The organism is Paraburkholderia jirisanensis (assembly GCF_054782355.1).
This window is the reverse complement of record NZ_BAAGSQ010000012.1, coordinates 225531-237665: the sequence shown is the minus strand read 5'-3', so window position 1 is coordinate 237665 and position 12135 is coordinate 225531. Positions and strand designations below refer to the sequence as shown.

Annotated in this window: 10 protein-coding genes; all 10 read left to right on the top strand. The window is 67.4% G+C overall.

Annotated features, from left to right (window positions below):
* The first annotated feature begins 30 nt into the window (after positions 1 to 30).
* Positions 31 to 1422 (top strand): type II and III secretion system protein family protein, encoded by a 1392-nt coding sequence (locus tag ACYVNQ_RS07765; RefSeq protein ID WP_460901904.1) that lies wholly within the window; start codon positions 31 to 33, stop codon positions 1420 to 1422.
* An 87-nt stretch (positions 1423 to 1509) separates the two neighbouring features.
* Complete coding sequence (locus tag ACYVNQ_RS07760) at positions 1510 to 2904, top strand: P-loop NTPase family protein (RefSeq protein ID WP_460901903.1); 1395 nt, start codon at positions 1510 to 1512, stop codon at positions 2902 to 2904.
* Positions 2905 to 2907: 3 nt separating this feature from the next.
* Positions 2908 to 4254 (top strand): CpaF family protein, encoded by a 1347-nt coding sequence (locus tag ACYVNQ_RS07755; RefSeq protein WP_460901902.1) that lies wholly within the window; start codon positions 2908 to 2910, stop codon positions 4252 to 4254.
* Positions 4247 to 5467, top strand: a complete 1221-nt coding sequence (locus ACYVNQ_RS07750; RefSeq protein ID WP_460901901.1) for a type II secretion system F family protein — start codon at positions 4247 to 4249, stop codon at positions 5465 to 5467. The genes ACYVNQ_RS07755 and ACYVNQ_RS07750 overlap by 8 nt, the downstream gene beginning before the upstream one ends.
* A 2-nt stretch (positions 5468 to 5469) precedes the next feature.
* A complete protein-coding gene (locus tag ACYVNQ_RS07745) occupies positions 5470 to 6660 on the top strand; it encodes a type II secretion system F family protein (RefSeq protein WP_460901900.1) in 1191 nt (396 codons plus the stop codon).
* A 12-nt stretch (positions 6661 to 6672) separates the two neighbouring features.
* A complete protein-coding gene (locus tag ACYVNQ_RS07740) occupies positions 6673 to 7506 on the top strand; it encodes a tetratricopeptide repeat protein (RefSeq protein ID WP_460901899.1) in 834 nt (277 codons plus the stop codon).
* Between the two features lie 29 nt (positions 7507 to 7535).
* Positions 7536 to 8015: a DUF3613 domain-containing protein gene (locus ACYVNQ_RS07735; protein ID WP_460901898.1), complete on the top strand. Its 480-nt coding sequence runs from the start codon at positions 7536 to 7538 to the stop codon at positions 8013 to 8015.
* A 1-nt stretch (position 8016) separates the two neighbouring features.
* Positions 8017 to 9810: a TadG family pilus assembly protein gene (locus ACYVNQ_RS07730; RefSeq protein WP_460901897.1), complete on the top strand. Its 1794-nt coding sequence runs from the start codon at positions 8017 to 8019 to the stop codon at positions 9808 to 9810.
* A gap of 11 nt (positions 9811 to 9821) precedes the next feature.
* A complete protein-coding gene (locus tag ACYVNQ_RS07725; protein ID WP_460901896.1) occupies positions 9822 to 11213 on the top strand; it encodes a sigma 54-interacting transcriptional regulator in 1392 nt (463 codons plus the stop codon).
* Positions 11214 to 11262: 49 nt separating this feature from the next.
* Entirely contained in the window at positions 11263 to 11982 is a 720-nt protein-coding gene (locus ACYVNQ_RS07720) for a DUF2968 domain-containing protein (protein ID WP_460901895.1), read from the top strand.
* Positions 11983 to 12135 lie beyond the last annotated feature (153 nt).

Genomic DNA, 12135 nt, shown 5'->3' with positions numbered 1-12135 from the left:
TGCGCGACAACGCGCGTTCATGACTACGCCATGAGAAAACAGCTTCTTGCTTTAAGCATGATGGCGGCGCTTTGCGCAGCGTCGCTGGTGCTCGTGCCGGCGACCGGCGAGGCAGCCGGGGCCGCACCTGCATCAGGCGGAACCACCGGCGCAGCCACGGGCGCCATACCGATGCTCGACCTGATGATCGGCGAACAGAAACTGCTGGCCGCCGGCCGCTCGCTGCAGCGGGTCGCCGTCGGCGACCCGTCGGTGGCCGACGTGCTGATCGTCAAGGGCGAGCGGCGCGGCGGCGTGCTGCTGGTCGGCAAGGCCGCGGGCGCGACTAACGTGATGCTGTGGGAGCGCGGCAGCGACACGCCGCTGGTCTATTCGGTGAAAGTGGCATCGGCGGCTGCGCATGCGCTGCTCGGCAGCGACAGCGGTGATGTCGCGGTGCTGGGCGGCAACACGGTGATATCGGGCAGCGCGGCGACGATGGAAGCGCATCAGCGTGCAGTGGCGGTTGCGGGCGATGGCACCGGCGTTGGCAAGGACGGCAAGAGCGCCGCGGTAATCGACACGTCGACCATCGCCACCCGTCCGGTCGTACAGGTCGACGTGCGGGTGGTGGAGTTCAGCCGCTCCGTGCTCAAGGAGATCGGCTTCAACTTTTTCAAGCAGAACGGCTTTTCGTTTGGTTCGTTCGCGCCGTCAGCGCTTGTGTCCACGCCACCCGGCGCGCCGACGGTGGCGACAATGCCGATCTCGTCCGCGTTCAACCTCGTGTTCGGCACGAGCGCGCACGACCTGTTCGCGAACCTGAGCGTGATGGAAAGCAACAACCTCGCACGCGTGCTCGCCGAACCGACGCTCGTCGCGTTGTCCGGACAGAGCGCGAGCTTTCTCGCAGGCGGCGAGATTCCGGTGCCGGTGCCCGAAGCGCTCGGCACCACGTCGATTCAATACAAGCCGTACGGCGTCGGCCTCACGCTGACGCCGACCGTCCTGTCGCCGCAACGCATCGCACTGAAGGTCGCGCCCGAGGCGAGCGAACTGGACTTCGTGCACGCGGTGACGGTGAACGGCGTGTCAGTGCCGGCGATCACGACGCGCCGCGCCGACACGACGGTCGAACTCGGCGACGGCGAAAGCTTCGTGATCGGCGGGCTGATCGACCGCGAGACCGCGTCGAACGTCAACAAGGTGCCGATCCTCGGCGATCTGCCGATCATCGGCGCGTTCTTCAAGCAGTTGAGCTATCAGCAGACTGACAAGGAGCTTGTCATCGTCGTCACGCCGCATCTGGTGGCGCCGCTTGCGAAGGGCGCAGCCGTGCCGGATACGCCGGGCGCGCGCTCCGAACAGCGCGACGGGCCGGTGTGGCGTTCGTTGCTCGGCGGCGTGTTCTCCGTCGATGCGGCGCCGGGTTTTTCGAAATGAAGATGGGCATGCACACGTGATCGATGGTGTTGCAACCGGCTTGCCGCGATCGTGCGGTAGCGCCGCCGCAGCAACGAGGTGAGCAAGATGAACGCGAGAGTGAATGCTTTGACTGAACACGCCGCAGCGGAATATTTCGTGTTTGCGTCGGCCGACGAGCGGCATGCGCAGTGGCTCGCGGGCGCACTAGCCGAAGCCGGCGCGCTCGAACAGGTGGCGCTCGACGCAACTGCATTCGTGCAGCGCATCGCGGCGGTCAACCCATCGCTGGTGTTCGTCGATTTTTCTGGCGGACGCAGTGTGGCCGCAGCCGCGGCCGTGCAGGCGGCGCGCGCGGCGTCGCCGGGTTTGCAGGTGATCGCGGTCGGCTCGGTCGCCGAGCCGGACAGCGCATTGGCCGCACTGCGCGCCGGCGTGCGCGACTTTATCGATCTGTCGGCGTCGCCGCAGGAGGCGCACACGATCGCGCGCCAGGTGATCGACAGCATCGTCGAGCCGATGAGCCGGCAAGGGCGTCTCACGGTGCTGCTCGGTGCGCGCGTCGGCATGGGCGTCACCACGCTCGCGGCGAATCTCGCGGTGCTGCTGCAGCAGCGCGGCGCGGCGCACAAACGCGAGGCGCTGCTGTTCGATCTCGGCCTGCCGGCCAGCGACGGCACGCTGCTGCTCGATACCGAGAGCGAACTGCATTTCGTCGAAGCCGTGCGCAATCTGCGCCGCTTCGATCACACCTTCGTGCACACCGCGCTGTCGCATCACACAAGCGGCCTCGCGGTGACCACGCTGCCACCCGACCTCGCGGAGTTGCGTCAGGTGTCGTACGCGGCCTCGATCGGCTTGCTGAACCGCCTGCGTGCCTTCTTCGACCAGCAGATCGTTGACCTCGGCGGCTTTCCGAACAGCGAATTCATCGGCAACGCCGTGCAGGCCGCCGACGAGACGTGGCTGGTGTGCGATCAGAGCGTGGCGTCGATCGTATCGGCGGCCGCGGTGCTCGAAACGCTCGAAGCGGGTGTAGTGGATCGCGAACGTCTGCGCAGCAAGCTGCGCCTCGTGGTCAGCAAGCACGACCGCGAGCTTGGACTCGACGCGCAGCAGATCGCGCAACGCCTGAACCTCGAACTGCTTGCGACGCTGCCGGAGCGGCGCGTCGCGCTCGGCCGTGCAGCCAACCAGGGGCAACTGCTGGCTGAGACCACACCGCGCGACCCCTACGTGCGTGCGCTCGACGCACTGATGGAGCGGCTCGACGGCATGCCGTCGCGCGCGCCCGCGTCGCGCGGCGCGGCGGGGCCGGCAGATGCGGCACGCGCACGGGCGACGGGGCCCGACGCCGCCGCACCTCGTACGGCGGCATCCGGCACGGCGAGCGGCAACGCCGCGGCGCCCGGAGCTGCGGTGTCCGGCACTTCGACAGCCGCTGCCACGCGCGTGCTCGGCGCGTTGCGGCGCTTCATTCCAACCTCGAACAAGCGGTCATAAACGATGGCAAAAGACCTCGAATTCGCCGACGACGTGCCGGCCTTCGCTCACAGCCAGCAGTTCCAGGACATCAAGAACGCGGCACACGAACATCTGCTCACGCGTATCGAGGAACTGGGCGCGGAGTTTGGCCGCTGGTCGCGCAACGCGATCAACCAGTTCGTCGATCTGGAAATGGACAGCTTCGTGCGGCTGCGGCGCGTGCCGATCAACGAGAGCGAAGTGCGGCTGATCGCGGAATCGTTGACCAAGGAGCTGGCGGGCTTCGGGCCGATCGAGGATCTGCTGAACGACCCGGCGGTCGAGGACATTCTGGTTAACGGCTATAACGACGTGTACGTATCGCGCCACGGCATCCTCGCGAAGATCCCCGTGCGCTTCGTCGACAACGCGCATTTGCTGCGAATCGTGCGACGCATTCTGGCGCCGATCGGCCGGCGCCTCGACGAATCGAACCCGATGGTCGATGCGCGGCTGCCCGATGGCGGACGCGTGAACGTGGTGATCGAGCCGCTGTCGATCGACGGCCCGGTGCTGTCGATCCGCAAGTTCCGCAAGGACCCGCTGCGCCCCGACGATCTGCTCGGCAACGGCACCTACAACGAAGAGGTCGGCGCGCTGCTCGAAGCAGCGGTCGAGGCACGCTGCAATGTGCTGGTGTCGGGCGGCACGAGCTCGGGCAAGACGTCGCTGCTCAACGCGCTGGCGTTTCACATTCCCGAGCGCGAGCGCGTGGTGACGATCGAGGACACCGCCGAGCTGTCGCTGAACCACCCGCACGTGGTGCGGCTCGAGAGCCGCCCCGGCGGCTTCGACGGCACCGGCCTCGTGACGATCCGCGACCTGTTGCGCAACACGCTGCGGATGCGGCCGGATCGCATCATCGTCGGCGAAGTGCGCGGCGGTGAAGTGCTCGAAATGCTGCAGGCGATGAACACCGGCCACGACGGCTCGATGGGCACCGTGCACGCGAGCTCGCCGCGCGAGTGCCTGTACCGGCTCGAGATGCTGGCCGGCTTTGCGGGCTTTCAGGGCGCCGAGTCGAGCCTGCGCCGGCAGATCTCGAATGCGATCGACTTTATCGTGCAGATCGGCCGGCTGTCGAACGGCCGGCGGCGGATTCTTTCGATTACCGAAGTGACCGGCATGTCCGACGAGATCATCGCGACGCAGGAGTTGTATCGCTACGATCCGGTCACGACGCCGGAAGGCGATGAGCTCGATCGCTGGGTCTCGCTCGGTATTCATCCGCATTCGCCGAAGCTCGCGCGGTTCCGGCAGACGCTGGGCGATGTGACGGGCGGCGGTTTTAATGCCTCGTTCCGTGGCGACGGAGGCTTCAATGTCTAGCGCCGCCGTGCTGGCGGCCGCGCTCGCGCTGTTGTGCGTGGCGTCGGCGCTGTGGTTCGCACAGCGCGGCGCGCGCCGCGCGGGACGCACCAGCACCGAGCGTTTCATCGACAGCCATATCGGTGCCGCGGCGGCCGGTGGCCGGGGTGGCGCGATGGCGGCGGCAGGCGTGGGTACGGGCGCGCCGCGTGGCGGCGCGGGCAGTGCGGGTACGGGCAGCGCAACGGGTATCTCGGGTGCCGCGGCCAGATCCGGCGCGACGGCCATCGCAGGAACCGGCCATGCGGCAGCCGCAGGCGCGGCCGGTATGGCCGGGAGCGCGCCCGCTGCCATGCACGGATCTGCCGCGACGGCGCGCCCACCGGCATCGGCTTCATCAGGCGTATCGACCGCATCCGCTGCGTCTGTCGCGCGCGCTTCCGGCTCGCAGCGCAACACGGGATGGCACGCCCGTTGGCACACATGGCAAAGCCGTGCCGCCAACGGCTTGCACAACGTATTGAGCCGCGCAGGCCTGGTTCACGCGCGCCCGCCGTTGTTTATCGCGCTGGCGTGTGCGCTGCTGCTGAGCGTGCTGGCCGGTGGCTACGGTGGCTTGCCGGCGCTCGCTGCCGCGCTCGGCGCCAGCGCGCTCGCGCTGTACGTGCTGGTGTCGTGGCGCACGCGCGCCCGCCGCCGGCGCATCGTGCGGCAGCTGCCGTCGTTTCTCGACGGCATCGTGCGTCTCGTGGTGCTCGGCAACAGCGTGCCGGCCGCTTTCCAGGCCGCGCTGCAGACCACCGAGGCGCCGCTGCGCGAATGTCTCGATCATGTTTCGCGGATGCTGCGCAGCGGTGTCGAGATCGATCGCGCGCTACAGCACGTCAGCGAGTTATATCGCGTCAGCGAATTTGAACTGGTCGGTGCGGTGCTGCGTCTGTCGGTGAAATACGGCGGCCGCGCGGACACGATGCTCGACCGGATGGCGTCGTTCATGCGCGATCTCGAACAGGCCGAGCGCGAACTGATCGCGATGTCGGCGGAAACGCGCATGTCGGCATGGGTGCTCGCGCTACTGCCGATCGGTATCGGCGGCTTTCTGATCGCGTTCAATCCGCACTACTTCGCGTCGATGTGGAACGACGGCAGTGGCCGCACGCTGGCCTATTGGGCGTTCGGCATGCAGGCGCTCGGCGTCCTGCTGCTGTACCGGCTCGCGCGCCTGAGGAACTGACCATGACCTCCGACCAGATCGTCGCTGTCGCGCTGGTGCTCGGCGCACTTGCGTTGTTGCTGCTCGCCGGCGGGCTGCTGCGGCGGATCGCTTCCGGTGAGCGCAGTGCACGCACGCTCGCCGATGCGCTCGAGCGGCGCGGCGCACAGCCGGCCGCGTCGGCTGCCGTTGCGGCGGGTGCCATGCCGCCGGGGCGAGCAGCGGCGGCACCGGCGGGTGACGCTTCGGCGGGCACGCGAGGGGCTGCGCAAACTGAGCCGGGCGGTGGCATGCGCGCAACGGCGGCCGGCGCCGCACCGGGGTTCACCGCGCATGCGCAGGCTGCGCCGCAGGGCGGCACGCCGCCCACGAACTCGCGTAAGCCACAACAACGGGCGCAAGCGGCTCACGGGCCGCGCCGCGGCATGTGGCGCGTGCTGGACCACGTCGCGCGCACCGGCACTGCGTGGCTCGATACGTCGCTCGGCCGCCAGATCGTCGCGAGCGAAGACCGGCGGCTGCTCGAGCAATGCGGCTTCGTCGACGCACGGGCACGCGGTCTCTTCCTGATCGCGCGGCTTGCCTGTGCAGCGCTGCTGCCGCTCGTTGCCGGCCTGCTCGCCAGTGGTCATCTCTCCGGCCTGCGCTTTACGGCGCTGATGGCGGTTGCGCTGGCTGGCGGCTTTATGGTGCCGAAGCTGTTCATCCAGCGGCGCGCATCGGCGCGCCGTGCCGCCGTGGTCGACGAGTTGCCGATGCTGGTGGACCTGCTGCGGTTGCTGCAGGGCGTCGGGTTGTCGCTCGATCAGAGTTTGCAGGTCACGGTCAGCGAATTCCGCCGGATGCTGCCGGTGCTGTCGAGCGAACTCGAAATCGCACAGCGCCAGTTCGTCGCGGGGCGCACGCGCGAGCAGTCGCTGCAGCGCCTCGCGTCGAGTTTCGACAACGAGGACTTGCGTGCGGTGGTGCGCTTGCTGGTGCAGGTCGACCGGCACGGCGGCGCCGTGCAGGAGCCGCTGCGCCAGTTTGGCGACCGGCTGCGCGAAGGGCGCCGCGCGCTGTTGCGTGAACGGATCGGCCATCTGACCGTGAAGATGACGGGTGTGATGGTCGTGACGCTGTTGCCCGCGCTATTGATCGTTACCGCGGGGCCCGGTGTGCTTTCCGTACTGCATGCGTTGTCGCAGCCGCATCAGGGTTTTCAGCATCGCTAAGGAACGTTAATCATGGTCGATCCGATCGGGAATCCCTCCGTAGCCGCACTGCGCCGCCTGCCCGTGCTGCTGGTGCCGCTCGTGTGCGCGCTGATAGGCGCCTGCTCGGTCAACCCGTCGGGCTACGGCGTCGGTCCGCAGGCTGAACGCGCGGCGATGCAGCAGCAAGGTACGCACGAGCCTGCGCCCGACACGCCCGGCATGTATCTCGCGCTGATCGACAGGATGCAGGCGCAGGGCCTCTACTACGCGTCGCTCGCGCATATCGATGCGTACGACAAGCAGTACGGCGTGTCGCCGGACTCGATCCTGCTGCGCGCCGATGCGCTGCGTGCGACCGATCAGTCCGCGGCGAGCGTGGCGGAGTACACGAAGTTGCTGGATACGCCGCTCGCCGCGCGCGCTTATCGCGGACTCGGTCTGCTGGCGGGCAGCGCCGGCGACTTCCGCACCGCGGTCGACGCGCTCGCCCACGCGGCGCAGCTTGCACCGACCGATGCTGCGACGCTGTCCGATCTCGGTTACGCGCGGCTGCGTGCCGGCGACATCGCGGGCGCGCGCGTGCCGCTGATGAAGGCGGCCGAACTCGACAGCCGCAATCCGAAGATCGTCGGCAACGTGGTGCTGTATCTGAACGCAGATGGGCAGGGCAAGCGTGCCCAGGCGTTGATGAACGAGCAGCAGCTGGCGCCCGCGGTGCGCGCGCGGATTCGCGACGAAACGCTGAAGGTGCAGGCCGCGGCGAGCCGCGCGCGGGTCTCGCAAGCGGATGCGCGCACGCCTGCGGTGGCGAGCGCGCGCAATAACGAACTCGTCGAGCCGTTGCTGCAGCGGTTTGCGCAATGAGCGGGCGTCAACGGGTGGGGGGCGAAATCATGACGGGATCCGGATGGCTGGACGGGGGGCGACGCGCGGGCGCAGTGCTGCGCGGCGCGTTGGGCGTTGCGTTTGTGGTTGGGCTGCAAACGCTGGCGGCGCAGGGCGCCGCTGCGCAATCGGCTGGGCCGCAGTCGGCTGGGCCGCAGTCGGCTGGGCCGCAGCAGAACCCGGTCGCGCAAGGACCAGCGGCGGCCGCGCCCGCAGCGTCTGCGCCAAACGGCCGGGCGCGCCGCACGCCGCGCGCCAGCGAAATCGGCCATGCGACCACCGGATGGCTCGACCTGCAACGCAGCGACGCCGAAGCAGGCCGCGAACCGACCACGCTCGGCGCCGAAGCGACACTCGCGTACCAGCGCTATCTCGATTCGTTCAAGAACAAGATTCCGAGTTCGTTCGGCTCGTCGGTGGGCAGCGGCGACGCCGGCAATTCGATGCAGGGCGGCGGCTATGGCAACGGCGGCGGGGCGCAGAACTGATATGCCGCGGCAGGCGCCCATCCGACGCGACGCACGGCCAGGCCGCGTCGCCCATGCGCACCGGCAGCGCGGCGTGGCCGCGGTGGTGGCTGCGCTGTGGCTGGCCGTCGCGGTCGCAGCGCTCGGTGCGCTGGACATCGGCAACGTCTTCATGGTGCGCCGCCAGCTGCAGCGCAGCGCCGACCTGTCCGCGTCGGCGGGCGCGCAGGCGATCGGTGGCGCGAATGCCTGCGATGCGGCACGCACGGCTGCCGGTGCGATCGCGACGGCCAACGGCCTGCCGGACGGTGTGCTCGATGCCAAACCGCCCGCGAGTGCGACGATGACGGTTGTCTGCGGCCGCTGGGATGTACCGTCGGCCGGCAGCGCGCCGGTGTTCAGCACGACCGGCGCGCCGCTGAATGCGGTACAGGTCTCGATCCAGCAGCAGGTTCCGTTCATGTTCCTCGGGCCGGCACGCACCGTGAGCGCGAGCGCCACCGCCAAGGCCATCGACATCGGCACGTTTTCGCTCGCCACCGGCACGGTCGCGCTGAGCGGCGGCATGCTGAACAATCTGTTGAACTCTCTGCTCGGCACCAACCTCGCGTTGGGTGTGCTGACATATCAGGGGCTGGCCACGACCCAGGTGAAACTCGGCGATCTGGCCGCCGCGCTCGGCGTAGGTTCGGTCGATGCATTGCTGAACACCACGGTGAGCATCCAGGACCTGGTCCAGGCGATGATCACCGCCATCACCGCGAACAGCACGGTAAGCGTGGATGTCGCAAGCGCGCTTGCCACCATCAAGGCGACCGTGCCGAAAGGCCTGCAGGTGAAGCTCGGCGACACGGCGACGGGGCATGGCTTGCTTGCGATCGGCCTGGAAAATCCGCAAGGGGCGCTGTCGTCGAAAATCAGCGTGCTCGACGCGCTGCTGGTGTCGGCTGAAATTGCCAACACGCAGTCGGCGATCAACCTTGGCGCCGCGCTGAATCTCGGTGCGCTCGGCGCGGTCAGCACCAAGCTCGCGATCATCCAGCCGCCGGTCATCGCGATCGGCGAAGCGGGTGTCGACGCGAACGGCAATCCGCGCACCAGCGCACATTCCGCGCAGGTGCGGCTGGCGTTGAGCGTCAGCCTGTTGCCCAGCATCGATCTCGGGGTGCTGGCCAATATCAGCGTGCTGAACCTGCCGCTTTACATCGAGGTGGGAGATGCGACGGCGCACCTGCAAACCACCCAGTGCACTGCGTCGCGCGACACCAGCAGCAGCACCATCCTTACGCAGACAGGGGTGGCCGGCATCTGCATCGGCGGCAATGCGGCGGCCAATTTCACCGACAGCACGACGCCGCTCGCGTGTTCGCAGCAGATCGACATCACCAGCGTGCAACTGCTTTTGTCGCTGGTCCAGATTTTCGTATCGGTCGACAGCCTGAACCTGCAGTTGAACAATCCCCAGTCGACGCCACTAACCTTCGACGCCAGGGCCGGCAACAGCGACGACTATCAGTCGATCAATACGAACGGCCTGGGCGGTGCGACTGCCGGGCTGCTTGGGCAGATCCTCACGCAATTGCCGGGCGCGCTGCACGTGCGAGGCAAACTGCTGGGCTTGCCATTCGACTTGAGCACGGAGCCGGACAGCCTGATCAGCAACTTGCTGGCCGGCGTAGTCAATGCGCTCAGCCCCGTCCTCACCGAGCTCGACAAACTCCTCGTGCCGCTGCTCCAGGCCCTCGGCGTCCAGATCGGTGCCGCCACCGTCCACGACATCGCGCTTACCTGCGGTGAAGCACAACTCGTCAACTAAACCGCCCGCCAATGAGAACCCCAGCCAAAATCGATGAAGTCGACCTCTATGTGTGGGAAGGCAAAGCCGACATCATCGACCGCGTCGCACGCTGCATGGCGAGCTTCGACGTCGAGGTGATCCGCGCCGACGGCACGGCGCTGTCGCCGGAGCGGCTCGCCGCGCGGCCGTCGCTGGCGATCATCAGTGTGTCGGCGATCGACTCCGGCGCGTTGATGCCGACAGACTGGCAAGCCGCGCACGGCGTGCCGGTGATCTGGGTCGGCGCCGCGCCGCGCGACCGCGATCCGGCCAACTATCCGCCCGAATACTCACACGTGCTGCCGCTCGACTTCACCTGCGCCGAACTGCGCGGCATGGTCGGCAAACTGGTCCTGCAACTGCGCGCGCATGCCGCGCAGACGCACGAGTCGAGCGCGCTGATCGCAACCTCCGAGTGCATGCAGGCGCTGCTGCGCGAAGTGGATACCTTCGCCGACTGCGATACCAGCGTGCTGGTGCACGGCGAAACCGGCGTCGGCAAGGAGCGCATCGCGCAGCTACTGCACGAAAAACATTCGCACTACAACACCGGCCCGTTTATCGCGGTGAACTGCGGCGCGATTCCGGACGGCCTGTTCGAGTCGCTGTTCTTCGGGCACTCGAAGGGGTCGTTCACCGGCGCGGCCGCGACCCACAAAGGCTATTTCGAGCAGGCCGACAACGGCACGCTGTTCCTCGACGAAATCGGCGACCTGCCGCTGTACCAGCAAGTGAAGCTGCTGCGCGTGCTCGAAGACAGCGCGGTGACGCGCGTCGGCTCAGCCACGCCGGTGAAGCTCGACTTCCGGCTGGTGTCCGCGACCAACCGCAACCTGCAGAAGCTCGTCAAGGAAGGTACGTTTCGCGCCGACCTGTACTACCGGCTGGCGGTGATCGAACTGCGCATTCCGTCGCTCGAAGAACGCGGCGCGGCCGACAAGATCGCGATCTTCAAGGCGCTGATCGCGTCGACGATCGGCGCCGAGCGGCTGGCGCAGCTGCCCGACATCCCATACTGGCTGGCCGATGCGGTGGCCGATACGTATTTCCCGGGCAACGTGCGCGAACTGCGCAACCTGGCTGAGCGGATCGGTGTCACGGTGCGCCAGATCGGTGCATGGGATGCCGCGCGGCTGCAGCGCCTGCTCGCACTCGCGCGCAACAGCCAGTACGTGCCGGCAGAGAGCCCGGCCGAGGTCGTGATCGATCGCAGCAAGTGGGACATGACCGAGCGCAACCGCGTGCTCGCCGCGCTGGAAGCGAACAGCTGGCGCCGCCAGGACTCCGCGCAGTATCTCGGCATCAGCCGCAAGGTGCTGTGGGAGAAGATGCGCAAGTACCAAATTTTCGACGAAGAACCCGAAACGCGTGAAAGTGAGTAATAATGAGACGATTCGGTTACAACAAAAAACTGTTCAAAGCAGGAATTACATGAGCCAGAAGTCGAAAATCCGGCAGATTGCACTACCGGTGATGCTTGTCCTCGGGGGAATCCAGGTTGTTCATGCGCAAGCGTTGACAGACGACGCGGCCAGCGCGGCCGTGACGACAGTGGCGGCGCAGTCGGGCGCGTCGGCGGCTGTGGTCAGTGCGCCTGGGCAAACGATTGCGTTGACGCCGGACGAGTCGAAGCAATCAGCCAGCGGCAACGTCGCCGAACTCCAGCAGATGATCCACGGCCCCGATCTCACCGAGATGCGGACCACGTACAACGGCAGCTACGGTGCGAGCCTGCTGTTCTATGGCAAGGAGATGACGTACTACGTCGCGCTGTTCCAGCAGAAGAACTTCTGGCGCGTGGTCAAGACCCAGGACGACCAGCGTGCCGACCTGATCTACAAGGACTTCGTGCGTCAGACCGCGCAGTTGTCCGACGTCGAGATCCGCCGCACCAAACTCGAAGCGCAGAAGCGTTTCACCGATCGCATGATCGCGGTGTCGCAAGACCGTGCGAACCGCTTGCAGGCGGACCTGACGGTGGCGCACCAGCAGCAGGTGATCGTCAACAACCAGCAACAGCAAACGCGTGCCGAGACCACCGCGCTGCAGCAGCAGAAGAGCGAGGCTCAGGAGCAGTTGCGTGCCGCGCAACGCCAGGTGCGCGAACTGCAGCGACAGCTGGATAGCGGGCTGCCGACGTCGGTGCACTGAGTGCGGCTTGCTGCACGCCGGCCACGGTGAGCGACGCTTGCCGTGCGATCTCGCCAGGCTTGTCGTATGCGCCGGTGCGAAGGCAGCACCGGCGATCCGCATGGGTGCGCTTGGGACAAGGGTTCAGGCAGGGATTCAGGCAGCCGCCTTCTG